Source organism: Streptomyces sp. NPDC058632, from assembly GCF_042717095.1.
Classification (GTDB): Bacteria; Actinomycetota; Actinomycetes; order Streptomycetales; family Streptomycetaceae; genus Streptomyces.
In genome coordinates this window covers 38,670-65,078 of record NZ_JBHXQZ010000023.1, presented here as the reverse complement: position 1 = coordinate 65,078, position 26,409 = coordinate 38,670, and the positions used below count along the sequence as shown (strand labels likewise).

22 protein-coding genes, 1 tRNA gene and 3 riboswitches are annotated in these 26,409 nt (G+C 72.8%); of the genes, 14 read left to right on the top strand and 9 right to left on the bottom strand.

The genetic code is table 11. The features are described 5' to 3' along the window. Positions 1-156 precede the first annotated feature (156 nt). Positions 157-2,748, top strand: a complete 2,592-nt coding sequence (locus ACFWVE_RS11745) for a CHAT domain-containing protein (RefSeq protein WP_384011346.1) — start codon at positions 157-159, stop codon at positions 2,746-2,748. Positions 2,749-2,779: 31 nt separating this feature from the next. Here ACFWVE_RS11745 and ACFWVE_RS11740 read toward each other — a convergent pair whose 3' ends face one another. Beyond that, positions 2,780-4,657 (bottom strand): LuxR C-terminal-related transcriptional regulator, encoded by a 1,878-nt coding sequence (locus tag ACFWVE_RS11740; RefSeq protein WP_384011276.1) that lies wholly within the window; start codon positions 4,655-4,657, stop codon positions 2,780-2,782. Positions 4,658-4,753: 96 nt separating this feature from the next. Here ACFWVE_RS11740 and ACFWVE_RS11735 point away from each other — a divergent pair, with 96 nt between their 5' ends. Further along, positions 4,754-5,839, top strand: coding sequence for a M12 family metallopeptidase (locus ACFWVE_RS11735; protein WP_384011274.1), 1,086 nt, complete (start codon positions 4,754-4,756; stop codon positions 5,837-5,839). 310 nt (positions 5,840-6,149) lie between these two features. On the opposite strand, the gene ACFWVE_RS11730 is transcribed toward ACFWVE_RS11735, so the two are convergent. The 4 genes from ACFWVE_RS11730 to ACFWVE_RS11715 all read right to left on the bottom strand — a co-directional run bounded on the left by ACFWVE_RS11730 (position 6,150) and on the right by ACFWVE_RS11715 (position 9,952). After that, positions 6,150-7,088: a TauD/TfdA dioxygenase family protein gene (locus ACFWVE_RS11730; RefSeq protein ID WP_384011271.1), complete on the bottom strand. Its 939-nt coding sequence runs from the start codon at positions 7,086-7,088 to the stop codon at positions 6,150-6,152. Between the two features lie 399 nt (positions 7,089-7,487). After that, on the bottom strand, positions 7,488-8,186 hold the full coding sequence (locus ACFWVE_RS11725) for a (2Fe-2S)-binding protein (protein WP_384011269.1): 699 nt from the start codon (positions 8,184-8,186) through the stop codon (positions 7,488-7,490). A 62-nt stretch (positions 8,187-8,248) separates the two neighbouring features. Continuing rightward, positions 8,249-8,590, bottom strand: a complete 342-nt coding sequence (locus tag ACFWVE_RS11720; RefSeq protein WP_384011343.1) for a (2Fe-2S) ferredoxin domain-containing protein — start codon at positions 8,588-8,590, stop codon at positions 8,249-8,251. Between the two features lie 128 nt (positions 8,591-8,718). Further along, positions 8,719-8,848, bottom strand: a riboswitch (cobalamin riboswitch). 117 nt (positions 8,849-8,965) lie between these two features. Further along, positions 8,966-9,952, bottom strand: a complete 987-nt coding sequence (locus ACFWVE_RS11715; RefSeq protein ID WP_384011265.1) for a ferric reductase-like transmembrane domain-containing protein — start codon at positions 9,950-9,952, stop codon at positions 8,966-8,968. A 343-nt stretch (positions 9,953-10,295) separates the two neighbouring features. Next, a riboswitch (cobalamin riboswitch) is annotated at positions 10,296-10,498 on the top strand. A gap of 119 nt (positions 10,499-10,617) precedes the next feature. On the opposite strand from ACFWVE_RS11715, the gene ACFWVE_RS11710 reads away from it, so the two are divergent. The 8 genes from ACFWVE_RS11710 to ACFWVE_RS11675 all read left to right on the top strand — a co-directional run bounded on the left by ACFWVE_RS11710 (position 10,618) and on the right by ACFWVE_RS11675 (position 19,046). After that, a complete protein-coding gene (locus tag ACFWVE_RS11710; RefSeq protein WP_384011263.1) occupies positions 10,618-11,604 on the top strand; it encodes a hypothetical protein in 987 nt (328 codons plus the stop codon). Beyond that, positions 11,601-12,623 carry a cysteine synthase family protein gene (locus tag ACFWVE_RS11705; protein WP_384011260.1) on the top strand — a complete coding sequence of 341 codons (1,023 nt, stop codon included), beginning with the start codon at positions 11,601-11,603 and terminating at the stop codon, positions 12,621-12,623. Before ACFWVE_RS11710 ends, ACFWVE_RS11705 begins: the two co-directional genes overlap by 4 nt. Further along, positions 12,620-13,873, top strand: coding sequence for an ATP-grasp domain-containing protein (locus ACFWVE_RS11700; RefSeq protein WP_384011258.1), 1,254 nt, complete (start codon positions 12,620-12,622; stop codon positions 13,871-13,873). The genes ACFWVE_RS11705 and ACFWVE_RS11700 overlap by 4 nt, the downstream gene beginning before the upstream one ends. After that, a complete protein-coding gene (locus ACFWVE_RS11695) occupies positions 13,866-15,131 on the top strand; it encodes an MDR family MFS transporter (protein WP_384011255.1) in 1,266 nt (421 codons plus the stop codon). Before ACFWVE_RS11700 ends, ACFWVE_RS11695 begins: the two co-directional genes overlap by 8 nt. Then, positions 15,100-15,849, top strand: coding sequence for a class I SAM-dependent methyltransferase (locus ACFWVE_RS11690; protein ID WP_384011253.1), 750 nt, complete (start codon positions 15,100-15,102; stop codon positions 15,847-15,849). The genes ACFWVE_RS11695 and ACFWVE_RS11690 overlap by 32 nt, the downstream gene beginning before the upstream one ends. A gap of 51 nt (positions 15,850-15,900) precedes the next feature. Then, positions 15,901-16,081, top strand: a riboswitch (cobalamin riboswitch). Positions 16,082-16,108: 27 nt separating this feature from the next. Further along, positions 16,109-17,134 carry an ABC transporter substrate-binding protein gene (locus tag ACFWVE_RS11685; RefSeq protein ID WP_384011251.1) on the top strand — a complete coding sequence of 342 codons (1,026 nt, stop codon included), beginning with the start codon at positions 16,109-16,111 and terminating at the stop codon, positions 17,132-17,134. Next, positions 17,131-18,234, top strand: a complete 1,104-nt coding sequence (locus ACFWVE_RS11680) for a FecCD family ABC transporter permease (protein WP_384011249.1) — start codon at positions 17,131-17,133, stop codon at positions 18,232-18,234. Before ACFWVE_RS11685 ends, ACFWVE_RS11680 begins: the two co-directional genes overlap by 4 nt. Beyond that, on the top strand, positions 18,231-19,046 hold the full coding sequence (locus tag ACFWVE_RS11675; protein ID WP_384011247.1) for an ABC transporter ATP-binding protein: 816 nt from the start codon (positions 18,231-18,233) through the stop codon (positions 19,044-19,046). The genes ACFWVE_RS11680 and ACFWVE_RS11675 overlap by 4 nt, the downstream gene beginning before the upstream one ends. 129 nt (positions 19,047-19,175) lie before the next feature. Here ACFWVE_RS11675 and ACFWVE_RS11670 read toward each other — a convergent pair. Together ACFWVE_RS11670 and ACFWVE_RS11665 are read right to left on the bottom strand one after the other, a co-directional pair. Next, positions 19,176-19,249, bottom strand: a tRNA-Pro gene (locus tag ACFWVE_RS11670). Positions 19,250-19,363: 114 nt separating this feature from the next. After that, positions 19,364-20,014, bottom strand: a complete 651-nt coding sequence (locus ACFWVE_RS11665) for a GntR family transcriptional regulator (protein ID WP_384011245.1) — start codon at positions 20,012-20,014, stop codon at positions 19,364-19,366. A gap of 208 nt (positions 20,015-20,222) precedes the next feature. On the opposite strand from ACFWVE_RS11665, the gene ACFWVE_RS11660 reads away from it, so the two are divergent. Then, positions 20,223-21,386: a Gfo/Idh/MocA family protein gene (locus tag ACFWVE_RS11660; protein WP_384011243.1), complete on the top strand. Its 1,164-nt coding sequence runs from the start codon at positions 20,223-20,225 to the stop codon at positions 21,384-21,386. Positions 21,387-21,390: 4 nt separating this feature from the next. Here ACFWVE_RS11660 and ACFWVE_RS11655 read toward each other — a convergent pair whose 3' ends face one another. Both ACFWVE_RS11655 and ACFWVE_RS11650 read right to left on the bottom strand, forming a co-directional pair. Then, positions 21,391-22,002, bottom strand: coding sequence for a TMEM175 family protein (locus tag ACFWVE_RS11655; protein ID WP_384011240.1), 612 nt, complete (start codon positions 22,000-22,002; stop codon positions 21,391-21,393). 75 nt (positions 22,003-22,077) lie between these two features. Beyond that, positions 22,078-23,112 (bottom strand): LacI family DNA-binding transcriptional regulator, encoded by a 1,035-nt coding sequence (locus ACFWVE_RS11650; RefSeq protein WP_384011238.1) that lies wholly within the window; start codon positions 23,110-23,112, stop codon positions 22,078-22,080. 115 nt (positions 23,113-23,227) lie between these two features. Here ACFWVE_RS11650 and ACFWVE_RS11645 point away from each other — a divergent pair, with 115 nt between their 5' ends. The 3 genes from ACFWVE_RS11645 (at position 23,228) to ACFWVE_RS11635 (ending at position 26,329) form a co-directional block, all read left to right on the top strand. Then, the gene (locus tag ACFWVE_RS11645) at positions 23,228-24,415 is read left to right on the top strand and encodes a phytanoyl-CoA dioxygenase family protein (RefSeq protein ID WP_384011236.1); all 1,188 of its coding nucleotides are present in this window, start codon (positions 23,228-23,230) and stop codon (positions 24,413-24,415) included. Between the two features lie 58 nt (positions 24,416-24,473). Then, positions 24,474-25,250, top strand: coding sequence for an SDR family oxidoreductase (locus ACFWVE_RS11640; RefSeq protein WP_384011233.1), 777 nt, complete (start codon positions 24,474-24,476; stop codon positions 25,248-25,250). Between the two features lie 74 nt (positions 25,251-25,324). Then, on the top strand, positions 25,325-26,329 hold the full coding sequence (locus tag ACFWVE_RS11635; RefSeq protein ID WP_384011231.1) for a Gfo/Idh/MocA family oxidoreductase: 1,005 nt from the start codon (positions 25,325-25,327) through the stop codon (positions 26,327-26,329). The last annotated feature ends 80 nt before the right edge of the window (positions 26,330-26,409 follow it).

Below are 26,409 nucleotides of genomic sequence, written 5' to 3'. Positions count from 1 at the left end.
GTGCCGCCGTCCGACGACGCCGGTCGGACGGCGCGTCGTGAATCAGAGCCGTGGGACGTCCTTTTGATACAACGTCACACCTGTGGGGCGCGGTTGCGGAGCACTACCATCCATGGGGTGACAGCGGGAAGCGAATCGGTGCTGGAACTGCTGCCGATGGTGTTCGCCGACCCGGGCGAAGCCCTGGCGGGGGCGGAGAAGGTGCTGGGCGGCCGTCCCACGCCGCTGCACGCGTCCGTCGCCCATCAGGTGATCGGCATGTGGCAGCGGGACTTCGGGGACATGCGGCTGGCCCTGACCCATCTGCGGCGGGCCCGTGACTGGGCGGCACGCACGGACTCGGCCGAGCGGGAGGCGGACGTCCTGGGCACCCTCGGGGTGGCGTTGGTGCACGCGGGGCGCACCCGGCAGGGCCTGGACGCCCTGAGCCGTGGCGTCGAGCGGTGCACCGGGCACACACGCGCGCGTGTGCTGTTCCGGCGTGCGTACGCGTGGTGGGTGCTGGGGCATCACAAGGAGGCGCTGGAGGACGTACGGCGGGCGATCACCGTGCTGCGGCAGGTGGACGACGTGATCTGGACGGCACGTGCCCTGACCCTGCGCGCGACGGTGCATCTGGCACTGGGCGCGGTGGAGCGGGCGGAGGCCGACTTCACCGCGGCGGAGGCGCTGTGGGACACCACGGGCCAGGAGCACGACAAGGCGGACGCCGTGGAGAGCCGGGGTCTCGCCGCGTTCCGCTCCGGTGACGTCCCGGCGGCGCTCAGGCTGCTGGACGAGGCGGAGGAGCGCTACGCCAAGCTCGGCACGCCGACGTTCATGCTCGACATCCGGCGCTGCGAGGTGCTGATGGCGGCGGGACTGGCGTCCGAGGCGCTGGCCGGGGCGGACGCGGCGGTCAAGGCGCTCGACGGGATCGGCGGCCAGTCCACCCGCAAGGCGGAGCTGCTGCTGGCCGCCGCGCGGGCGGCCCGGCTGGCGGGCGACCCGCAGACGGCGATCGCCCGCGCGGCGCTCGCCGTGCGGCTGTTCGCGGGGCAGCGGCGCACCTGGTGGGAGACGCACGCGCGGCTGGTGCTGATCGAGGCGCGGCACGCGGCCGGACGCGGTTCGGGGCGGCTGGTCGCGGAAGCCGCGGGGGTGGCCGACCGGCTGGCCGCGCTGGGCGCGCCGGCGGCACCGGAGGCGTCACTGCTCGCGGGCCGGATCGCGCTGGACCTCGGCTGGACGGCGGACGCCGAGCGGCATCTCGCGATCGCCGCCCGCAGCAGACGCAGCGGTCCTCCGCTCGCGCGGCTGACGGGCTGGGCGGCGCAGGCGTTGCGGGCGCAGGCGGCCGGGTCCGCGCGGGGTGTGCTGGAGGCCTGCCGGCGGGGACTCGACGTGCTCGACGACCACCGGATGACGCTGGGCGCGTCGGAGCTGCGGGCCCGTGCCACCGCGCAGGGCGCGGAGCTGGCCGCCCTGGCGCAGCGGGCGAGCCTGGTTTCGGGCGGGCCGCGGCGACTGCTGGTGTGGAGCGAGCGCTGGCGGGCCACCGCGCTGTCCACGCCGCCCACCCGGCCGCCCGCCGACCCGGCGCTGCTCAGCGGCATGACGGCCTACCGGGAGATCGCCGCCCGCGCGGAGGAGGCGCGGAGGGACGGCAGGGCCGTACCGGCACTGGAACGGGAACAGCGGCGCCTGGAGCGGGAGATCCGTTCCCGCACCCTGCACGTGCGTGGTACGGCGGCCGACGGCCGGGGCCGGTTCGACGTCGGGGGCCGGTTCGACGTCGGCAGGCTGCTGCGGCGGCTGGACGACAGCGGGGACGTCCAGCTGGTGGAACTCGCCGTGCTCGACGGGCGGGTGCAGGTGCTGCTGTGCGGGCAGGGGCGGGTACGGCGGTTCGAGGCGGGGCAACTGGCCGCGGCGGAGACCGAGGCCGAGCATGTGCAGGCCGGGCTGCGGCGCCTGGCCCATCCGGGGGCTCAGGCGCGGCTGCCGGTGGTGGAGGCCGCGGGCCGGCGTCTGGAGGAGCTGCTGCTGGGCCCGGCGGCGGCGCATCTGGGCACCGGTCCGCTGGTGGTCGTACCGCCGGGACGGCTGCACCGGGTGCCGTGGGCGCTGCTGCCGTCGTTGCGGGACCGGGTCTTCAGCGTGTCGCCGTCGGCGAGCGGCTGGCTGCGCGCGCGGGAGACCGCGCCGCCGCCCGGGGGCCGCCAGGTGCTGGTGCGCGGCCCCGGACTCGCGACGGGCGGCGCGGAGGTGCCGGAGCTCGCCGGCCGGTACGGCGGGGCGCGGGTCCTGGAGGAGGACGACGCGAGGGTGGAGCGGGTCCTGGAGGAACTGGACGGGGCCGAGCTGGCGCACATCGCCGCGCACGGCGAGTTCCGCGCGGACGGCCCGCTGTTCTCCTCGCTGCGGATGGCCGACGGGCCTCTGATCGTGCACGACTTCGAGCGGCTCGACCGCAGCCCGTACCGGATCATCCTGCCCTGCTGCGACACCGCCCGGTTCGCCAGTGTGGGTGCCGACGAACTCCTGGGCCTGGTCACGGCCTTGCTGCCGCTCGGTACGGCGGGCGTGGTGGCGTGCAGCGCACCCGTCAACGACGCCGCCGTGGTGCCGCTGATGCTCGCGCTGCACAAGGGACTCGACGCGGGCCTTTCCCTGGCCCAGGCCCTGCGCGACGCACGGGCCTCCCTGCCGGGCGACGCGGTGCACCGGGCCACCGGGTGGGCGTTCTCGGCGTTCGGCGCGGCCTGAGCGGAGACTTCGAGGGCCGGGGTACGAGGCATCAGGCGGGCTGGACCTCCCGGGGTTCGGTCGACCTGGGGTCCGTTGACCGGAGTTCCGTCAGCCGGGGCAGGGCGGTGCGGTCGCTCGCGCCGAGGCGGGTGTAGGCGCTGTACAGGTGGTTGCCGACGGTGCGGACCGACAGGGTGAGGCGTTCGGCGATCTGCCGGTTGCTGAGACCGGTGGCGGCGAGGGTGACGATCTGCCGTTGCCGTGCGGTGAGTTCGCCCAGGACCAGACCCGCCAGCGCGGGGGTGCGGGCGCCCTGGCAGCGGCGGGCGAGGGCGACGGCGCGGGTGCGTGCGGTGCGGGCGGCGCCCGGGTCGCGGTGGGCGGTGGCGGCCTGGGCGTAGGCCTCGGCCGCGAACAGCAGGAAGCCGCGCCGCTCCAGCTCCCCCGCCGCGCGGTCCAGGGCGGGACCGTCGGCGTGTGCGAGGGCGTCGGCATGGGCGGCGAAGACACCGGTGGGCCGCCCGGCGGCCCGCTCGGGGGTGCCCAGGCGGACGGCTTCGTAGGGGTCGCGGGAGGGGTGGTCGACGGGGGTGGCTCCGATGGCGTGCCGCACGCCTGTGACGTCGCCCGACTGTGTCCCGGCGAGGGCGAGTTCGGCTTGGCAGGAGAGGGCGGAGGGCGTCGTGCGCAGTCCCTCGCGGGCCCATGCGGCGGCCTCCCGCACCTCGCCCCGCAGTCGTGCGAACCGGGCCCGCAGTACCGCGTACCCGGCGGGCACCGGGGCTCCCTGCGCCACCAGCCAGTCCCCCACGGGTGCCGGGACCGTCCGGACGTCGTCCTGTTCGATCAGCGCGGTGAGGGCGGCGGCCTCGGCGGCCAGGGCGGGTCCGCACTGCTCGGGGGCGCGGGCCAGCCGTCGCGCCCGCAGCCTGCCGGCCGCGGCCCGCAGGACGGGGCCGTGCAGGGCGTGGGCCAAACGGAGGATCCCCTGATCGTCGACGTGGACCAGACCGTCGTCCTCCAGGCGTTCGAGGGCGACGAGGTCGAGACCGTCCGGGCTCTCCGGGTCCACCGGGTCCACCGGCAACGGTTCGGCGAAGGCGAGGCGGTCGAGCGCCTCGCGCTCGCCGGGGCCGGTACGGGTGAGCAGGTGGGCGGTGCGCTCACGGACGGCCGGGGTGAGCGGCACCGGGCCGCGCCAGGCCCACTCGGCGGTGCCCGGTACGCGGGTGAGCCGCCCGTGTTCCCCCAGCGCGCCGAGGAGTTCGCGCAGCAGCCGCAGGTCGCCGCCGGCGAGGCGGTGCAGCCGGTTCACGGTGAGCGGCTCCAGGGGCCGGCCGCCCGGGCCCGCCGCGACCAGTTGTGCGGTCTCCTCGCGGGGCAGTGGGTCCAGGGCCAGGCGGGGCAGCAGTTCACCGGTCCACAGCCGGGACACGGCGGCGGGTACGGGGGCTCCGTCGGTGACGACGATCAGCAGCCGGGTGTCCGGCCGTACGGCGAGTTGATGGACCAGGGCGGCGGAGGAGTCGTCGAGCAGATGGGCGTCGTCGACGAGCAGGGTCCTTGTTCCCCGGAGGAGTCGGACCGCCCGGTGCAGGGTGACCGATTCCGGCAGCAGCGGGGCGAAGGCGGCGAACGGCATCCGGTGGGCCTGCGGGATTCCCGCGACCCGGGCACAGTCGGTACCGCGGACGGCCTCGGTCACGAGCCGGGTCTTGCCCCGCCCCGCCGGCCCGGTCACCACGAGGCCGCGCCGGGCGCCGGTCAGCGAGCGCCGTATCAGATGGAGTTCGTCCTCACGGCCGGTGAACGGCCAGAGCGGCAAGGGCTCCGGCGTCACCGCGCCCGTCGCGTACGGCGCCTCGTCCCTCTCGTGCGGCGTGAACCGCGTGTACGGCGTGGTCGTGTCCCCGGGGAAAGTCGTCACATCTACAGGAGCGGGGTTACTCACCGCTGATACAGGGCGAGTTGAGTAGACCCCGACTCAGGCGCCGGGGGCCCCGCATGGGGCACCCTGTCGCCCATGACCCCTCGCTACTGCTCGCTGCCGCGGCAGCCGGCCCCCGCCTTCGCGCCGGGGCTCGCCGCCGGGCGGCTCGGCGCGCTGACGGCCGGGCGGCGGATGTGGGTCAACGGCACCGTGCTGCACTACTGCTTCTTCCGCGGCGACACCGACGGGTCGGTCATTCCCGTGCCGGGAACCGGTCGGACCCGCTGGGTGTCGTGGGGTGGCACCAAGACGCAGCAGGACGTGGTGCGTGGGTGCTTCGCCGAGTGGCAGGACCTCGGGATCGGGCTCACCTTCGCCGAGGTCCGCGACCGCTCGGAGGCGGAACTGCGCATCGGCTTCCAGTCCGGCGGCGGCTCCTGGTCCGCCGTGGGCAGGGAGGCGCTCCTGGCCGGTCTGCACGAGCGCACCATGAACTTCGGCTGGGACCTGACCGCGCCCGGGGAGCGCGGGACGGCCCTGCACCAGATAGGGCACGCCCTGGGCATGCTGCACGAGCACCAGAGCCCCTGCGCCGGTCTCCACTGGGACGACGAGGCCGTGTACGCCGAGCTCGCGGGCCCGCCCAACCACTGGAGCCGGGAGCGGACGCACCGGAACATCCTGCGCAAGCTGGATGCGAACGAGGTGAACGGCCCTGTCTGGGACGCCGATTCGATCATGGGGTACGCCTTCGCGCCGGGCCTGATCCTGGAACCGGAGCAGTACCGCGGGGGTGTCCATCCGCCCGGCACCCTGTCCGCGGCCGACAAGGAGTCCGTCCTCGGCTGGTATCCCCCGGCCGAGCGGCCCGGCCCGCCCACACTGGTGCCGTTCCGCTCGGTACCGCTGGGCCTGGGCCCCGGCGAACAGGCCGACTTCCACATCGACCCGGTGGAGACCCGCGCGTACACGGTGGGCACCTTCGGCGACGGCGACCTGGTCGTCGTGCTGTTCGAGGAGCGGGACGGGGAGCCCCGCTATCTCGCCGGGCACGACGACGGAGGAACCCCGCGCAACGCGACGCTCGCGGTCCGGCTCGTCAAGGGCCGCCGCTACTTCGTCCGGATCCGCCTGTACTCCGCACGGGGTTCGGGCGAGACGGCGGTCATGTGCTGGTAGCAGCACCGGGCCGCCGCGACGGACGCCACGACCACTGTCCGGCGCCGGGGGAGCGGTCGGGGGGGGGGGGCCGGGCGGGGGGGGGGGCGCGCCCCCGCGCCCCCCCCCACCCCCCCCCCCACGCGGCCGGCGCCGGCGCGCCGGGGGCCGCCCCGCGGCCCCCCCCCCCCCGGGCGGGGGGGCGGGGGGGGGGGGGGGGGCGGGCCCCCGGGGGGGGGGGGTCACCCCCCCCCGGCCCACGCCACCCCCCGGCCCCACGGGACCGGCCATGCCTTCGCGGGGAACGGTGGACGGCGGCCGGCAGGGGCGCTCAGCAGGGGCGGTCGCCGGCGATGGCGACGCGCTCGGCGACACGGCGCTCACGGCCGTAGTCGTTGACGGCGTAGTGCTGGGTGGCGCGGTTGTCCCAGAAGGCGATGTCCCCCGGCTGCCAGCGAAAGCGCACCTGGAACTCCGGGACGTGCGCCTGCTGGAAGAGGTACCGCAGCAGGCGGTCGCTCTCGTCACGGGCCATCCCGGTGATGTGGGTGGTGAAGGAGGTGTTCACGAACAGCATGCGCCGCCCGGTCTCGGGGTGGGTGCGCACGACCGGGTGTTCCACGGGCGGGAACCGGTCCTGATGGGGGATCAGCCGCTCGGGCCCGTAGAACCTGGCGAAGCCGGGGATGAAGTCGTGCACGGCCCGGGCCCCCTCGATACGGTCCTTCACCTCCTGGGGAAGGTTGTCGTAGGCGGCCGCCATGTCCGCCCACATGGTGTCCCCGCCGAACGGGGGCACCTCGCGCACCTGGAGGACGGCGCCGAGCGCGGGCCGCTCCCGGAAGGTGACGTCGGCGTGCCAGACGTTCTCGTAGGTCGGGGTGGCCGAGTCCCGCTTGTCGAAGCGGACGACGTCCTCGGTGGAACCGGTGGCGAGCAGCGGGTTCGTCTCCAGTTCGCCCCAGTGGCCCGCGAAGGCGCGCTGCTGGTCGGAGGTGAGGTGCTGGGCGCGGAAGAACAGCACCTTCCACTCCAGCAGAGCCCGGTTGAGTTCTTCGCGAAGCGCGGGGTCGAGCGGGCGTGAGAGGTCGACGCCCTTGATCTCGGCGCCGATCGTGCGTGCCTGCGGGACGACGTCGAACCGTTCGTAGGGGCGTTCCTCCCACCCTTCGGGCAGTCGGCGCAGCGTGCGCCGCCCCTCGTGCATCCCGTCCTGCGGGATGCGCGCTTCGCGCAGGCCTACGGCCGGATCAGCATGCGTGACGGTCATGAAGTGCTCCTTCTCGTGTCTGCTTCGCCACGGTGTCCGGCGTCCGCGGGAGGCAGGGGTGCGGGCGGGCCGAAAGCTGCCGGGACGGCCGGGCGCAAGGGTGTCCGGAGCGTCCGCCGGGAAGACGGAGGCGCGGTCCGGATTCAGGGTCGGGGTGCGTCGAGCCTGCGGCTCGAAGGCAGCCGGTTATCGACCGGAGCGTTCACAACCGATTCGGTCCGGGACGCGCAGAGGCCCCGTCATCGTGTTGAACCGGTGTGTGGTCACGGCACTGATTGTGGGATCTCCGCCCTCCTCTGTCAACGGGGGTCACAGGGGGGCGGCGGCGGACGCGTGGAGGCCGGGCGTCACCCGAACCTCCCGGCGCAGCAGTGCGGCCGGCCGCCGGAGCCGGTCCTGTCACGGTCCGTCCCGGCCGGCCAGGCAGCAGTCACCGCACTTCGAGCCGTTCGGCGCACGGTAGTAGAGGCAGCAACTGCGGCGTCGGAACGTGAGATCCGGTCCGGTGATCATTCCCGTACCCGCAAGTCGTCCGGTACCCAGCAACCCGGCCGTGAGGCCGGTGAGCGGTTCGCGCAGTCCGGGGCGGGCCCCCAACAGGGCGTGGGCCGCCCCGACGAGTGCGGAGGCGGCGTTCCCGTCCAGCAGGCGCGGAGCGATCCTGACGCGGAGTCCGGCCGCGAGCCCCCGCAGATGGCCCATCACCTGCTCGTTCAGGGCGAGAGCGGGTTCGGGCAACCGCTCGGTGTACCAGCCGGCGGGGCGGGGCAGGCGGAGGGCCGGCCCGTCGTCGGCACGCTGCAACTCCGTCAGGTCCAGGACGATCCCGTGCAGCAGCGCGCAAGCGAGGGCGGGGGACCACAGGCGTGCCGCGTGTCCGAGGTGGGCGATGGACACACCGGTCCGCGGTTCGCGGGTGTGGTGCCGGTGCGCCACGGCCTCGGCCAGGTCGGTGAAGCCCTTCGCATAGGAGTGGTCGAGCGGATGCCAGCCCTCGTCCCGGCCACCGACGTGCATGACGAAGAAACCTCCGAGGGCCGCCACGTCCCGGAGCGCCGCAGCGACGGCCCCGGCGGACGCCCGAGCATGTTCGGTCATGTCGGGGCGCCTCCTTTCCGGCGGATGTACCGACGCGGATCGATGAGTGGGTGGGCGCGGTCTCAGGAAGCCGTACGCCGCCGCGGTGGCGTGATGGCGTACAGGTCGAGGATGTCCGGTCGGGGCACTACGCCGGGTCCGCCGGCACGTGCCCAGGCGGCGATGTCCTCGGTGGCGTCCGGGTCGTTGACCAGTCCGAGCCAGACGGGCCGGGCGCCGGCAGCCCGGCCCGCCGCGGAGGGCTGGACGACGATGACGTTGGCCTGGTCGCACACGTCCAGGCACGCGGACACCCGCACAGGTACCTCCGCGCGCAGGCGCGCTGTCTGCGCCGCGTGGTCGACACCGATCACTTTCGGGCTGCCACAGCAGCAGTCCCTGCACACGACCACCCGGCAGGGCACTGGGGCGGGCTCCGAGGTCGCGACGTCGACGGACGTCGTTTCGGCCGGGCGCGCGTCGGCGGGCATGCGGCATCGTTCCTCTCTCCGGGGAGATCCGCCCCGGGGATGCGTCGAGGAGGCGACCGTGTGAGTCTCCTGGCTCCCGGGTCGATGCTCGCTCCGCGCCTTCCCACCCTGGTGCGGGCAGTGGTCGTGTGCGGGGCTCGCTCGCCGATCACAGTGGCGGGACCGCGCCGGATTCACACCGGCTTCCTCGTTCCGCCGTCGCCCTGTCGCCGGCCATCATTCCATTGCGCGGGCCCTCGCACCACGGTGGCCTCTGCCCCCGCCCGGAGGTGACCGGCCGGGCGGACAGGGCGTACGCGGACGGGAACGTCATTCCGCCTCCTGGACGTGCGGTGCCGTCGCGGGCGGCTCGGCCGGACGGTCCCGTCCTCCGTCGCGGCCGGACACCACGACGGCGAGGAGCCCGACGACGACCGCCCCGGCCGCGAGCCGTCCACCCGCCCGCGCCGCCCAGGCCGGCCAGGTCACACCCGTACGTCCCCCGGGCGCGCCCAGCCGCCCGGCCCTGCGGGCCGGCCGCAGCAACCGGAGCAACAGGAGCACCGCGACCGGCAGTTGCAGCAGCCAGAGCACGGTGCGCGGCCACTCCCCGTACCAGACGTTGGTCCCGTACAGCAGCGTGTGCCACACGCTCAGCACGTACACGACGATGACGAACCGGTGCAGCCGTCGCCAGGCGTTCGCTCCGATGCGGTGCCGGACGTAGAACAACAGGCCCAGGGGGATCGCCAGATACAGGGCGCCCTGACCGAGCGGGATGGCGACCCTGCCGGTCCCGGAGTCGTACCAGCCCGGCACGAAGCTGTCCGCGAAGCCCGCCCACAGCCGCTCGGCCCAGCCCGAATCCGCCTCGTAGCGGACGAGTTCCGCCGCGAACATCAGCGCGTGCGCGAGCATCAGGGCCATCGTGGTCAGGCTCGTGGTGCGGTGCCAGCGTTCCAGTACCCGTCGGGAGACCGGCAGCCGGGCGGGACGCGGCCCCGACAGCAGCAGTCCGAGCATCACCGTGCCCCACGCCCACAGCAGGCCCGACCACCCGAACGCCTGGCTGAGCAGATACATCCAGTAGGTACCGGGATCGGCCATGAACGGCATGACCGCGACCGTGTCGGAATCGCCCGAGTCCACGCGCGCGTACAGGAACACGAACACGGCCACCGTGACCACCACCGCCGCGGTGGCGTCGGGCAGAGCCGAGCGCAGATCGCCCCGCAGGGCGACACGGTCGGCGGGCGGGCGTTCTCGTCCCGGCCGGGAGGCTGTCCCGTCTTCGTCCGGACTCGCGTCTGACAGCATCAAGGGCCTCCCGGGCGCTGGCACCGCAGGGATGGTGCACGTGTGTCGTGGGGCAACCAGTCTGGCTGAGGGGACGACAAGTCACCGATACCCGATCCAGCCAGAGCCCGGAGCGATGACGAGGGCCGGCAGCTCACCGATCCGCTGCGGCCGCCGTTCCCGACTTCCCACCGGGTCCAGTGGGTACTGCGGATCCGCCGTCGCCGCACAGCCCGCGCGCGGCCGCCGGGCTTCCCCGCCCCGGCTGTCGCACCACTCTCATTCAGGACAACCGCCGATCCCCCACTGTCGCCGGGGCACCGGCGCCTCTACGCTGATCCACGCAGCCGGTTCGCGCCGCCCGTCCGCCTGGACGTCCGGTGGCGCGACGCAAGAGGGAACCCGGTGGGAATCCGGGACTGTCCCGCAGCGGTGAGTGGGAACGAACGCCGTCAAACGACACTGGGCCCGTGCCAGGGCCTGGGAAGCGACGGCCGGTAGGTGTCCGCGGATGTCCGGCGGGCGCGCCCACGAGTCCGAAGACCTGCCGCTGCGCCCGTGCGTCATGCGCGGGCTGTGCACGGTGACCTCGTGGGCTGGGTCGGCGGTACGGACGGTCGTAGGGCTTGCGTGTGACCGCGCCTCCTTCCCTTGCGGTGTACAGGACTCGGGACGGAGGAGAACGCGTGCGTGACCCAGCGAGCGCTCATCGGCTGTGCCGGTTCACGGCCGCCTCTTCGCCCAGTGGGCCGGAACGGGTCGTGCCGGCCCCGGCCGCACGCGACCGAAAGGGACAGGGGCCGCCGGAGCGCGGCACCCTGTCCGGTGTCTGCCACGGCACCCTGGGCGAGCTGTACCAGGGGCCGTTGCGGGCAGGCGCCGATCCGGACATCGCGGTGGTGTCCTTTCCCGTGAACCGCCATTCCTGGGTGTACTTCACCCCGGGGACTGCGGCCGGTCCGCCGCAGCCACCACCGCTCGGCGAGAAGGCGGTGGCCGCGACCCGGCTCTTCCTGGAGCACTACGGCCTCACCCTGCCGCCGGGCGAGTGGAGCGCGCACTCCGATCTGCGGGTGGGCGTGGGAATGGCCAGTTCGACCGCGGACATCGTGGCCACCCTGCGCTGCCTTTTCCACATCTTCTCTCTGTCCTGTGACATGGACGTGGTGCTCGGGATCCTGGCGGCGATCGAACGCACCGACAGCGTCTTCCTCGACGAGTTCGCGCTGCACCTCAGCGGCCGGCACCGGGTGGTGAGGAGGCTGGGCACGGACGTCGGCTTCCACACCGCCTTCGTCACCGAGCCCGGCACCGTGGACACCCATGCCGTCACCGGACGGCTGCTCGAGCACTACCGGCGGCGCGGGGAGGAGTACGAGCGGTGTCTGACCGATCTCCTCAAGGGCTTCGCCTCAGGCGACTCGGCCGCCGTCGCCCGTGCCGCGACCGTCAGCGCCACGTTGTCCCAGGAGGTGCTGCCCAAGGCGGCTTTCGGCAGCCTCCTCGCCCGCCGCGAGCGGTTCGGCGCCGACGGGATCTTCGTCGCGCACACCGGCTGTCTGATCGGCTACCTCTTCACCCGGCGCCTGGACCCCGACGTCAAGTCCGAACTGTCCGCGTTCTTCCACTCGCTCGGCCACCAGTGCTCATTCGCCCAAGGAGGCTACGGGTGATCCACCCCCACATCGCCGACGCCCTGAAGGTTCCGGACCTGGTGCGACTCACCGACGGAGTGGTCCTGCTCCGGTTCGAGTCCATGAAGATCTACTCGGCGCTCACCGCCGTGCGTCATCTGCTCGAGAGGGGCACGGTCCGACCGGGACAGACCCTGATCGACAGCTCCAGCGGCATCTACGCCTACGCACTGGCGCTGGCCTGCCACCGGTACGGCATGCGGTGTCACATCATCGCGTCCACCACCGTCGACGCCACCACACTCGCCCAGCTGGAGGTTCTCGGCGCCACCGTCGAACAGGTCCGGCCCTCGCGGAATCTCGGACTCGACCAGGAGCTCCGGGTGCGCCGGGTGCGCGAGATGCTCGCCGGGCGTCCCGACTGCCACTGGATGCGCCAGTACCACGACGACGTCCACTACCTCGGCTACCACGAGGTCGCCGACCGGATCGCGGCAGCGTTTCCGGGCACCGCACTGACCGTGGTCGGCGGGGTGGGGTCGGGGGCATCGACGGGCGGTATCGTGGAACGTCTGCGGGTCATGGACCCCTTTGTGCGGCTGGTGGGCGTCCAGCCCTTCGGCAGCGTCACCTTCGGCAGCCAGGACCACCACGACCCCGAAGCGATCATCGCCGGCATCGGGTCGTCCATCGTCTTCGACAACGTCCGCCACCACCTCTACGACACCGTGCACTGGCTGGACTTCACCCACGCGATGTCCGGCACGGTCGCCCTGCTGCGCGAGCACGCGGTCTTCGCCGGACTGTCCACCGGCGCCGGTTACCTGGCCGCGATGTACGAGGCCCGCCGCCATCCCGACCGGCTGCACCTGGTCGTCGGCGCCGACACCGGACACCGTTACGTCGAGCGCGTCTTCGCCCGGCACAGGGAGGCCCAGGACCCCGCCGCGCTGAAACCCGCGGAGGTCCGCGCCCCGGAGGAGATGACCATGCCCTGGTCGAGGATGACGTGGCAGCGCACCGCCTGCCCGGCACGCTGGAAGGAGCGGGCCGTATGACCGTGGTCTGCCTGGAGTCACTGACCTTCGGTCTCGGACACCTGGTACGCGCGGCCGGCACACTCGGCGAGCGCCTGCTGCTGCTGACCCGCGACCCCTCCTTCTACGCGTACGAGCTGGACCGGCTGCCCGCCGGCTCCCTCGACGTCGTCGAGACCGACACCTTCGACGTGGAGCGGGTGGCCGGTCTGCTGCACCGGACCCGGGATCTGCGCGGTCTGATCAGCTCCACCGACACCTGGACCCTGGTCGGAGCCGACCTCACCGCCCGCTTCGGCCTGCCCGGCCTCGACCCCGCCGTCCTGCGGCTGGCCCGGGACAAGGCCGCCGTACGCAACCGGTTGCACGAAGCCGGTCTCACACGCGGACGAGCCGTCGAGACCACCGGCTCCGCGGCCGACACACGGGAACTGCTGCTCAAGGAGGTCGGACTGCCCGCGGTCCTCAAGGACACCGCGGGCACCGGAAGCCAGAACGTCTGGCTGACCCGGAACCCGGGGGAACTGGACGCCGCCCTGGGCGAGGCGGCCGGGCGGCACCTGAAGGGCCGGCTGTTCGCCGAGCCCTACTTCAGTGGCCCGGTGTACAGCGCCGAAACCCTCACCTGGGCGGGCCGCACCCGCCTGCTCGGTGTCGCCAGCAGACTCATGTCACCGGAGCCGCACTTCCGTGAGGAGATCACCGCCTTTCCCGTGGTCTTCCCAGGGGATCTGCGGGCTTCTCTGGAGGAGTGGCTCGGTGAGGTGCTGGCCGCCATCGGGTACACCGACCGCTTCGCACACGTCGAGTTCGTGCTGACCGCCGACGGCCCGGAGGTGGTGGAGGTCAATCCCCGGATCGGCGGCGCGCTGGTCGGCGAGGGCCTGTGCCGGGCGCTCGGCACCAACGTGTACGAGGCGATGGTCGAGACCGCTCTCGGCCGCCGGCCCCGTCTGATCGACGCCGAGCCGCCCGGTGGTCCGGCCGTGGCCTTCGTCCTGGGCTACCCGGCCGCACCCGGCGTCTTCACCGGGGTCGCCGGGCTCGACCGCCTGGCGGGCATGCCGGGAGCGCCGGCCTGGTACCCGGTCAAGAGGATCGGCGATCCCGTCGAGCACCTGGGCGACAGCCGCGGGTACGCGGGCATCGTCTACGCCGAGGCCGAGACGGCCGAGCTCGCCACACACCGGGCGGTGGCCGCAGCCAACGCCCTGCGTGTGCTCACCCACCCGTTCCCCGGCCGCGCCGGCCGGAAGGTCTCCGGTGGCTGAACGCCCCGAGCGGGAGGCGGGTCCGCGAGCCGGGCTGTTCCCGCTCGACGGCCCGCCGCGCTTCCTGCTGCTCAGCTCTTTCCTGATTCCGCTCGGCAGCTTCATGGTCCTGCCGTTCATGTCGGTGTTCCTGCATGAACGGCTCGGTATGAATCTCGGCGCGATCGGCGCCGTTCTCGCCGTGGCCTCCCTCGTGCAGTTCTCCGGCGGCATCGTGGGCGGGGCGCTGGCGGACCGGATCGGGCTGCGCCGCACGATGCTGTGGGCGCTCCTGATCCGCACGGCCGGTTTCGTCGGCCTGCTGACGGCGTTGCGCTGGCCGCCGCTGGCTGTCGGCGCGCTGATCCTGACGTGCTGTGGCGCCGCGCTCTACCTGCCGGCCAACAAGGCGTATCTGGTGCACGGCGTGGACGACGAGCGTCGCCCGGCGTTCCTGTCGGCGGGCAACGCGGCGCTCAACGCGGGCATGGCTGTAGGCCCTCTGGTCGCCGGGCCGTTCGTACTGTCCTCGCCCGGCTGGCTGTTCGCGGCCGTCACGGCCCTGTTCCTCGTGGTCACGGCGGGCCACGCCCGGCTGCCCGACGCGGGCGGGAAAGGAACCTCCACCCCGGACACCGGCCGCAGCGGTCTCCTGGCCGGCGTGGCCGTCCTGCCTTTCGCCGCCAACGCGCTGGCGTTCTACCTCTACTTCCACTTCCAGCACTTCCTGGCGGTGTACGCCGTCGAGCGGGCCTCGAGCGAGTTCTACAGCCTGGTGCTTCTGCTCTGCTTCACGCTGGTCGTCGTCGTGCAGCCCTTCGCCTCCGGCCTGATCCGGCGTATGCCGTACGCCCTCGCCCTGGCGGTCGGTTTCACCGGGCTGGCGGCCGGGCTGGCCGTCCTGGCGATCGGCACCCGTGCGGCACTGCTTGCGGGCGGTGCGCTGATCACCCTGGGCGACATCGTGCTGTTCCTGAAGAACGACCTGGAGGCGCTGCGCCGCAGCCCCCGTTCCGACGCCGTGGTCTTCGGTCAGCAGCGGCTTGCCGCGGGCCTGGGCGCCTGCGCGAGCGGCCTGCTGGGCGGGCAACTGTACGGCCTCGGCGAGCGGGCCGGGGACACCGGCTCGTTCTGGCTCCTGGCCGCCGCTCAGTGTCTCCTGCTTCCCCTTGTGTTACTGCCGCTGCGCCGCCGTACGGCACAACGGCCCTTCCCCCACGGCAACGACGAAGGAGCGCTGACGCGGCATGACACGGACGGGTGGGTTCCAGGACGATGACTTCTGGACCGAGTTCCACGACTTCCTCTTCTCCGAGCAGCGCTACCGACAGGCCGAGGAACTGCTGGAGACCTCTCCCCTGCTGTCCCTCCCGCCCGGGTCGCGGGTGCTGGACCTGTGTTGCGGGCCGGGGGTGTTCACCGTGCCGCTCGCCCGCCGCGGCCATGAGGTGACCGGAGTGGACCTCAGCCCGGCCATGCTGGACCGGGCTCGCAAGCGGTCGGCCGACGCCGGTGCCCGGGTCGCCTACGTACAGGCCGACGCGCGCCGGTACAAGGCGCCGGAGGGTTTCGACGTCGTCCTCAACATGTTCACGTCGTTCGGGTACTTCGAGGATCCCGACGACAACGTACGCGTGCTGCGCACCATGCACACCTGTCTGGTTCCGGGCGGCACCCTGGTCCTGGACCTCGCGGGCAAGGAACTGCTGGCCCGCAAGGTCGTCCCGCCCAAGGTGGTGCGGCGCGGTGACGACCTGATGGTGCAGACCGACACCGTGCTCGACGACTGGGCCCGGCTGCGCAGCGACTGGGTGCTGGTCCGCGGGGAGCGGGTCACGCGGGCCACCTTGGTGTGGTTCGTGTACAGCGCGGTGGAACTGCGCCGAATGGCCGAGGAGGCGGGCTTTGCCCGTGTGGAGGTCTTCGGCGGTTTCGACGGCCGTCCCTACGACGAGAACGCCGAGCGGCTCGTCCTGCGGGCGGTCCGCGGGAGCTGACGGCAGCGGGGGCGTACGGCCGGTCCCGTACGCCCTTTCGCCCTCCCCCCAAGAAACGTAGTATTACCTGGTCATCGCCGCGACGGGAGACAGGAAGCCGGTGCGAATCCGGCACGGTCCCGCCACTGTGACCGGGGAGCGCCCCTCCGACACGCCACTGCGCGCCGCGCGGGAAGGCGGGGGGAACGTCGATCCGGGAGTCAGGACACTGGCCTGTCGCGGGCCCGTCCCGAGGAGCGCGGACTCCAGGAGGCTTCACGTGTTTCCCTTACTCACCCCTGCACGAAAGCGCCGCTCCCTTCGCACGACGGCCGCGGCGGCCGCGCTGTCGGCGACCCTGCTGACCGCCGGCTGCGGCTCGCCCGACGACAGCACCGGCGACGCGAAGGCCACCGCGACCGCGCCCGAAGGCTTTCCCCTCACCATCGGCAACTGCGGTGTGCGGACGACGTACGGCGCACCGCCGTCCAGGGTGGTCACCATCCACCAGCACCCCGCGGAGCTGATGCTCGCCCTCGGCCTGAAGGACCGCATGGTGGGCACCGCCTTCCCCGACTCGGCCGTACTGCCGGAACTGAGGGAGGACTTCGAGGCGATACCGGAACTCGCCGAGAGGGAACCGTCGTTCGAGAAGATCCTCGACACCGGGCCCGACTTCGTCTACGGCGGTTACGGCAGCGCCTTCGCCGAGAACGAGGGCCGTTCCCGTGAGGCGTTCGCCGATGCCGGCATCGACACGTACCTCAACCGCGAGTACTGCGGCGAGAAGCAGCTGACGATGGAGGACACCTACGCCGAGGTCCGCACCATAGGCAGGATCTTCGACGTGTCCGACCGTGCCGACAAGCTGGTCGCCGACCTCCGGGGCAGGGTCGGCAGGGCCGCGTCCGCCGTCGAAGGAGAGCCGGAGGTACCGGTCTTCGTCTACGACAGCGGCGACAAGAGCGCCTTCACCGCGGGCGGCAAGGGCCTGGGCACCGAGCTGATCCGGCTGGCCGGCGGAGAGAACGTCTTCGCCGACCTCGACGAGGTCTTCGGTGACGTCTCCTGGGAACAGGTTGTCGAGCGCAGGCCCGAGGTGATCGCCATCTACGACTACGCCGGCGCCGGCAGCGTCGAACAGAAGAAGAGGTTCCTGCTCTCCCAACCCGCTCTCGCCGACGTGCCCGCCGTCAGGAACAAGCGGTTCGTCGTCCTGCCGCTGACCGCGACCCTGATCGGCATCCGGTCGGCGTACGCGGTCGAGAACCTGGCCCGCGGGCTGCATCCCCAGAGCTTCCGGTGACGCGCACCGTCACCGGGACATCCGCCGGCCCGGTTTCGGCGGAGGGGCGCAGAGAGGGCCGCACGACCATGGCCGGCATCCTGCTCGTGCTGGCCGTTCTGCTCGTGGCCTCCGCGACGGCGGGCCTGGCCATCGGCTCGGTCCAGGTACCGCCCGGCCAGGTCTGGGGCATCGTGACGCACGCGCTGGGCGCCGACTGGGCGGGGCCGGACTGGTCCGGTGCACGGGAGACCATCGTGCTGGACGTACGGGCGCCGCGTGTCCTGCTCGGAGCCGTGACCGGCGCCGGCCTCGCGGTGGTGGGCACCGCCCTGCAGGCGCTGGTGCGCAACCCGCTCGCCGAGCCCTACCTGCTCGGGGTCTCCTCCGGGGCGTCCCTCGGCGCGGTCGCGGTCATCGTCTTCGGCGTCAGCTTCGTCGGCCCCCTCTCCCTGTCCGCCGCCGCGTTCGCCGGTGCCCTCGGCGCACTGCTGCTCGTCTACTCCACCGCCCGCACCGGCGGACGCATCACCTCGACGCGTCTGATCCTGTCCGGAGTGGCGATCGCGGCGGTGCTCACCGCCGTGCTCAACCTGCTGCTGCTCACCACCGACCGCGGCAACGAGGCCCGGGCCGTGCTCGCCTGGACCCTCGGCGGCCTCGGTGGCGTCAACTGGGGCACTCTGTGGCTGCCGGGTCTGGCGGTGCTGCTGGGGATCGGCGTTCTCCTGGTGCAGGCCCGGAACCTGAACCTGCTGCTGGCCGGTGAGGAGGCGGCGACGACCATGGGGCTGGACGTGGCCCGCTTCCGGGCCCGGATGTTCGTCCTGCTCTCCCTGGTCACAGGCGTCCTGGTCGCGGCGGCCGGCCCGATCGGCTTCGTCGGCCTGATGCTGCCGCACATCGTGCGCCTGTTCGTCGGCGGCGAGCACCGCCGGGTGCTTCCCACGGCCGCGCTCGCCGGGGCGGTCTTCCTGATCTGGGCCGACATCGCCGCCCGTACGATCGCCGCGCCCCTGGAGATACCGGTCGGCGTGCTCACGGCGCTGTGCGGCGGGCCGTTCTTCCTGTGGCTGATGCGCCGGGACGCCCGGCGGAACACCGACCGAGGAGTGGCATGAGCGCCGCGACCGACCTGTCCGTGGAGGGCGTCACCCTCACCGCCGGTGCGCGCCACCTGGTGCGCGACGTGTCACTGACCGCGTCCGCGGGGCAGGTGATCGGGGTGGTCGGTCCCAACGGCAGCGGCAAGTCCAGCCTGCTCAGAGCCGTCTACCGCGTGCTGCGCCCCGTCGCGGGGACGGTCCGCGTCGACGGCACCGACGTCCGGTCGGTGCCCGTACGGCAACTGGCCCGCACGGTGGCGGCGGTCGTGCAGGACTCGGCCACGGACTTCGACCTCACCGTCCGTGAGGTCGTCGCCATGGGCCGCACCCCGCACCAGCGGCTGCTGGCCGGCGACACGGCGGAGGACGCCGCCGTCATCGACGACGCACTCGCCGCGGTGGATGCCGTCCACCTGGCCGGCCGCCGCTTCGACCGGCTCTCGGGCGGCGAACGCCAACGCGTCCTCATCGCTCGTGCCCTCGCCCAGCGGCCCACCCTGCTCGTACTCGACGAACCGACCAACCACCTGGACATCCGCCACCAGTTGGATGTCCTGGGCGTGCTGCGCCGGCTGCCGGCGACCGTGCTGCTGGCTCTGCACGACCTGAACCTGGCCGCGTATTACTGCGACCGCCTCCACGTCCTGTGCGAAGGCGAGGTCGTGGCCTTCGGCCCGCCCGCCGAGGTCCTCACGCCCCAACTGCTGGCCGACGTGTACGCGGTCGCGGGCGAGGTGACCGTCCATCCGCGCACGGGCGCCCCCCAGGTGACCTTCCTTCCGGGGGAGCACCGGCGCAGCCCCGCGGTGGACGCGCCGCACCACTGAACTCGCATGCGGCTCGGCGACCCGATCGCGCTGGTCCGGGGCAACGTCCGCCTCCAGCCGGCCCCCAGGAATGATCAAAGGCGGTTTCGGATGTCTCCGAAGCCGGCCCTGATCTGTGACTCTCACGAGTCGGGACGACAGGATTTGAACCTGCGACCCCTTGACCCCCAGTCAAGTGCGCTACCAAGCTGCGCCACGTCCCGATGCGGTCCGCGGGGTGAACCGCGTGATCACGCAGGTCAACCCTACCGCATGCGGGGATGCTCCGAAGACGCCGTGCGGCGCTCGCCTCGCAGCGCCGGACGACCGACCGGCTGTCAGCCGCGCAGCGCCTCGATCACGCTGGTGAGGTGGGCGCGGACGGCGGCCTCGGCCGCCTCCGGGTCCCTGTCCCTGATCGCTTCGATCATGGCCAGGTGCTCGGTCAGGGAGTGCTGCGAGCGTCCCGGTCTGAGCGCCAACTGGAAACGGTGGCGCACCAGTTGGCCGTTGAGGCGGTCCAGCAGGGCCACGGCTGTGCGCTGGCCGGAGAACTCCTGGATGCGGGTGTGGAGTTCCTGGTTGAGCTGGGAGTAGGTGAGGGGTTCGCCGTCGGCCACGGCCTTGGTCATGGCCGTGCCCAGTTCGGTGAGTCGGGCCAGTTGCGCGTCGTCGGCCGTGGCGGCGGTCTTGGCCGCGCACAGCCCTTCGAGCACCATCCGGCATTCGGTGATGGCGACCGCTTCCTCCACGGTGACCACCCGCACCCGGGAGCCGCGGTTGCGGATCCGCTCGACCAGGCCCTGGGCCTCGAGGTCGATGAGCGCCGCCCGGATGCTGGCCCGGGTCACCCCGAACTGTTCGGCGAGCTCGTTCTCCACCAACCGCTGGGCCGGCGCCATCTCGCCGCGCAGGATCGTCTGTCGCAACTGCGCGACGGCGTGCTGCTTGGCCTGCTCCCCGGTGCTCGGGCGGACTTGGTCGGGCATCGTCGCTCTCCCCTGAGTGGGTGCCTGGTGACCCTAACCCTATCCAGACAGAATGGTCAACAATTTCGTTCGCTTCATTGCAGACAAGAAGCCTCCCGTCCGGCGCTCTCCTTGACACCCTCACCTGTGCACACTCAAGGTTTGTCTGGACAATGATGGACGGAACAGGGAACGGTCCGGTCACGGAACGGTCCGAGGAAGGGCTCTCATGGTGGATACGCTCGGTGTCGCCGTCATCGGATTCGGCTGGATGGGGCGGGTGCACACCCAGGCGTACACGCGCGTGCCGCACCACTATCCGCAGCTCGCCCTGCGTCCGGAGCTGATCACTGTCGCCGAGGAGGTGCCGGGCCGGGCCGAGGAGGCCGCCGCGCAGTTCGGGTTCGCCCGCACCACCCGCGACTGGCGCGACGTGGCCGCCGATCCGCGGGTCCGGGCGGTCAGCATCACGGCCCCGAACTTCCTGCACCGTGAGATCGGCGTCGCGATGGCCGAGGCCGGCAAGCACATCTGGATCGAGAAGCCGGTCGGTCTCACCGCCGAGGACGCCCGCGCGGTGTCGGACGCCGTCGCCAAGGCCGGCGTCCGCAGCGCGGTGGGCTTCAACTACCGCAACGCGCCCGCCGTCGAGGCGGCCCGTGCCCTGATCGCCGCCGGCGACATCGGTACCGTCACCCATGTCCGCATCCGCCTGTTCAGCGACTACGCCGCCCACCCCGAGTCCGCCCTGACCTGGCGCTACGAACGGGAGCGCGGTGGCAGCGGAGTGCTCGGCGACCTGGCCTCGCACGGCGCCGACCTGGCTTGCTTCCTGCTCGGCGACATCGCCTCGCTGACCGCCGACACGGCGATCTTCCTGCCCGAGCGGGCCCGCCCGGCCGGTGCCACGGCCGGCCACGCCCGCGCCAGTGGCGGCGAACTCGGCCCGGTGGAGAACGAGGACTACGTCAACTGCCTGCTGCGCTTCGCCTCCGGCGCGCGCGGGGTGCTGGAGGCCTGCCGGGTCTCGGTCGGCGAGCAGAACAACTACGGCTTCGAGGTGCACGGCACCCAGGGCGCCGTGTTCTGGGACTTCCGCCGGATGAACGAACTCGGCGTCAGCCGCGGCACCGCCTACCAGGACCAGCCGGTGAGCACGGTCCACGTCGGTCCGGGCGACGGCGAGTTCGGCGCCTTCCAGCCGGGCGCGGCGAACGCCATGGGCTACGACGACCTGAAGGTCATCGAGGCCCACCGCTTCCTGCGCTCCGTCGCCGAGGACGCCGAGTACGGTGCCACGCTCACCGACGCCGTGCGCAGCGCGGCCGTACTGGACGCGATGGTGCGCTCGGCCGGGAACGGGGCCTGGGTGACGGTGGATGCCTCCTCGTGACGTTTCAGCGGGCCGCGCTCTCCCGGCGGCCCAGCCAGACCTTGAGCGGCACCAGCACCAGCCACCACCACATGGCGGCGGGCCCGACGACCAGGGCCAGCGGGATGGTCACGAGGAACACCGCCACCGTCGAGCCCAGGTCGGCGATGGAGAGCTCCTCCTCCCGCACCGGGGCCGCGTCGCCGCGCAGCCAGGGGCGTCCGGCGAGGAGGACGGCCAGCGTGAGATGGACCCCGCCGAGTGCGGCGACCGCCGCCGAGTAGATGACCACCGAGACACGCTCGTCGCCGTACTCCGAGATCAGCGCGGTCGGGAACGGCAGCAGTGCCGCGATGCCCAGGCCGAGCACGGTCAGCGAGATCACCTGTCCGTCCACCTGCCGGACGGTACGGAAGATCGCGCGGTGCTCGCGCCAGAAGCCGGCCAGCACCACCAGGCTGATCGCGTAGGCGCCCAGGTTGGGCAACAGCTCGCGCAGAGCGTCGTGGTACTCCACGGGGCTCAGTCCCCGCTGCACGGAGAGGTCCAGGACGAGCAGGGTGATGGCGATGGCGAACACGCCGTCGGCGAGGGTCACCAGCCGCTCGGGCCCGCCTTCCGGGGTCGGTTTCCTCATGCGCACGACCGTAGGCAGCCCCGGCCCGCCGGACGGGGATACACGCCCGGGCCGCGGCTCCTTCACCGCGAGCCGTCACCCGGCCACCGTGCCGGGCGGCATGTTGTAGGGGGTGACCACCTGGATCGCGGAGGGGAGGGTGGGGCCGGCGGGCGGCAGGGCGCCGTGGGCGCGCATCACGATGTGGCAGGCCTCGCGCAGGTCGTGGCGCAGATCGTGGTGGAGCACGGCGGAGAGGCGGTGCTCGCGCAGCAGCCGGGTGTTGTCGTGGTCGAGGTCGTGCGCGACGAACACGGCACACTCGCGCCCCGCGTCCTCGAAGGCCCGCAGGGTGGCGATGTTGCCGCCGCCGATCGAGTAGACCGCGCGGATGTCCGGGTCGCGGCCCAGGGCCGCCCGCACGAGCTCGTACTGGGTGGTGTCCAGGCCCTGTCCCTCGGCGATCTCCACCAGGGCGCGCTCGGGGTACCGGGCGCGCATGGCACTGCGGAAACCCATCTCGCGCTCCTCCTCGTTGCGGAAGAAACCGCTGGAGAGGCTGGTGAGCACATTGCCGGGGCCGTCGCCGAGCCACTGCCCCATGAGATACGCGGCGGTCGCGCCGGCCGCCCGGTTGTCGCTGCCGACGTAGCCGACACGAGCGCTCGCGGGCAGGTCGGTCACCAGCGTCACCACCGGGATGCCCGTCGCCGCGAGCCGGCCGACGGCGGCGGTGACCTCGGGGACGTCCGGGGCCTTGAGGACCACCCCCTGCGAGCCGCGCCGCCCGATCCGGTCGAGGGCGGCGACCAGCTCCCCCACCGACCCCGTCTCGCGGAAGTGGAAGCGGGAGCGGACCACGGCCGGGCGCAGGGAGGGGAGTTCGGCCTCCAGGGCCGCCCGCACGGCGGTGGAGAACCGCTCCGGCGACTGCATCACGATGTCCACCATGAACGTGCGGCCGACCAGCCGGACCTGGGTGCGCTGCCGGTCCAGGTCGGCGATCGCCCGGTGCACCTCCTGCGCGGTGCTGTCCCGCACTCCGCCCCGGCCGTTGAGCACCCGGTCGACCGTGGCCTCGCTCAACCCTGCCTGACGTGCGATTTCCCTGATGGGGAAGGGGTGGCCCATGTGACCGGCTCCTGGAGCTCCTGAGGGGTTTTTGATGGCTGGCTGCTGGTTGTTCGAAGGCTTTGTACTGACAAGAATGACAGAGCCGAGTCCCCCGTGACCCGAAAGGACGACCATGTCCTTCCCCACCGCTTCCACCCCGGTCCAGCCGTCCGCGCGGCAGCGGCCCTGGCTGTCCGAGCAGGACTGCGACCTGGACGCCTTCCGTGCCCTGGTCGAGCGGACCACGGACCGTTCCGCCTACCCGCACGCCGCCGCCGTGGAGCGGAACGTGCTGCTCTACGACGCCGGCCGGCTCGCCCTCGCCGACCGGCGCGAGGTCCAGGCCGAGCTGGTGCACGCCCTCGCCGACGGCCCCGGCATCGTGGTCGTCCGGGGCGCCTTCCCCGACCCGGCGGTCGTGGACCGGGCCACCGCCGTGTTCGACGCCCTGATCGCCGAGCAGCGCGCCACGGGTGCCACCGCCGGCGACCACTTCGCCAGGCCGGGCGCCAACGACCGGGTGTGGAACGCCCTGGAGAAGGCCGCCCTCCACGACCCGCGGGCCTTCGCCGACTACTACGCCAACGACGTGATCGCGCTGGTGTCCGCGGCCTGGCTCGGCCCCGGCTACCAGGTCACCTCCCAGGTGAACGTGGTCAACCCGGGCGGCGCGGCCCAGACCGCGCACCGCGACTACCACCTCGGTTTCCTCTCGGGCGAGGCCGCCGCCGCCTACCCGACGCACGTGCACCATCTCTCCCCCGTGCTCACCCTGCAGGGCGCGGTCGCGCACTGCGACATGCCCGTCGAGTCCGGTCCCACGCTGTACCTGCCGCACTCGCAGAAGTACGGGCCCGGCTACCTCGCCTGGCGGCTCCCCGGGTTCCGGGCGTACTTCGAGGAGCACCACGTGCAACTGCCGCTCGCCAAGGGCGACGCGGTCTTCTTCAACCCGGCCCTGTTCCACGCCGCCGGCGCCAACCACTCGGCGGACATCCGGCGCATGGCCAACCTGCTCCAGGTGTCCTCCGCGTTCGGGCGGGCCATGGAGACGGTGGACCGCGAGACCGTGACGGCAGCCGTCTACCCGGTGCTGCTCAGGGCGCGGGCCGAGGGCACCGGCGAGCAGTGGCAGGAGAACGTGATCGCGGCGAGCGCCGAGGGCTACCCCTTCCCCACCAACCTCGACAACGACCCGCCGGTCGACGGCCTGGCTCCGCCCTCGCAGGCGGACCTCGTACGACGGGCACTGCGCGAGAACTGGACCGTGCGCACCCTGCGGGAGGCACTGCGGGCCGGCACCAAGCGGCGCGAGAGCTGACACCACGCCGCCCCACCCCGCACGACCGGCTCGAGAACGGAAAGGACCCCCGAACGGCATGGGACTTCTGGATGACAGGATCGTCCTCGTCAACGGCGGCAGCCAGGGCGTCGGCGCCGCCGTCGTGCGGGCCGCGGTCCGCGAGGGGGCGGTCGTGGCCTTCACCGGACGCCGCCCCGCGCCCGGTGAGGCCCTGGTGGCGGAGCTGGCCGCCGCGGGCGGCAAGGCGGTGTTCGTCCGCGCCGACCTGGCCGACGCCGAACAGGCCAAGGGCTCCGTCGCCGAGGTGGTGCGGGCGTACGGCCGGGTCGACTGCCTGGTCAACTCGGCGGGGCTGACCTCGCGCGGAACGCTGCTGGACACCACCCCGGAACTGTTCGACCAGCACATCGCGATCAACCTCAAGGCGCCGTTCTTCGCCATGCAGGCCGCCGTGGCGGACATGGTGCGGCGCGAGGAACCCGGCACGATCGTCAACGTCATCACCTCGTCGGCGCACGGCGGGCAGCCCTTCCTGGCCCCCTACGTCGCCGCGAAGGCCGGGCTCATCGGCCTGACCCGCAACGCGGCACACGCCCACCGCTGGGACCGGATCCGGATCAACGGGCTGAACATCGGCTGGACCGCCACCGAGGGCGAGGACGCCACCCAGCGCACCTTCCACGGCGCGGGCGACGACTGGAAGGAGCGGGCCGCCGCCCGGCTGCCGATGGGCAGGCTGGGCCGGCCGGACGAGATCGCCGACTTCGTGGTCCTGCTGCTGTCCGACCGCTCCGGCGTGGTGACCGGCTCCGTGATCGACTGGGACCAGAACGTCCTCGGCGGCCTCGACTGACAGGACCGCGCCCGCCACGCCCCACTCTCTCCCCCACGCAAGACCGCACCCCGCACCCAAGGAGCACCACCCCCATGCGCATCGGAATCCTCGGTCTCGGCCGTATCGGCGCCTTCCACGCCGAGACCCTCTTCGGACTCGACTCCGTCGAGTCGCTCGTCGTCTCCGACCCGTTCGCGGACGCCGCGAAGGCCGCCGCCGAGCGCTTCGACGCCGAGGTCGCGGACTCCCCCGAGGCCGTGCTCGCCGCCGGCGTGGACGGCGTGGTGATCGCCGCGGCGACCGATGCCCACCCCGGGCTGATCCTCGCCTGTGTCGAGGCGGGCGTCCCCGTGTTCTGCGAGAAGCCGGTGGCCCGCACGATGGCCGAGGGTGTGCGGGTGCTGAAGGCGGTCGAGGGCCGGGACGTGCCGATCCAGATCGGTTACAACCGCCGCTTCGACGCGGGCTTCGTCGCCGCGCGGGCGACCGTGCGGGGCGGGGAACTGGGCGGGCTCCACACCGTGCGCTCGACCACGCTGGACCCGGCACCGCCGCCGGCCGCGTACATCGCCGCGTCCGGCGGCATCTTCCGCGACTGTTCCGTGCACGACTTCGACATCATCCGCTGGGTCACCGGCCGCGAGGTGACCGAGGTGTACGCGGTCGGCGGCAACCGGGGCGCCGACTACATCAGGGATGCGGGCGACGCCGACACCACCGGCGCGATCCTCACCCTGGACGACGGCACCATCGCCGTGGTCTCCAACAGTCGCCACAACGCCCGGGGGTACGACGTCCGCATGGAGATCCACGGCTTCGCGGACTCCATCGCGGTCGGCCTGGAGGACAAGCTGCCGCTGCGGTCGGTGGAGCCCGGGGTGACCTTCCCCGCGGGCATCCCGCACGACTTCTTCATGGACCGCTTCACCGCCGCCTACCGCGCCGAACTCACCGCGTTCACCGAGGTCGTGGCCGGCTCCCGGCCGTCCCCGTGCACGGTGGCGGACGCCCTGGAGGCGGGCTGGATCGCCGACGCCTGCACCCTGTCCCTGCACGAGCACCGCCCCGTCACCGTCGAGGAGGTGCGTCAGGCGTGAGCGGCGGTACGCGCTCCTGGACGCCGGTGGGATGAACAACGTGGGTGGGGGCCGCCCTTCAGGAGAGGGCCCCCACCCAC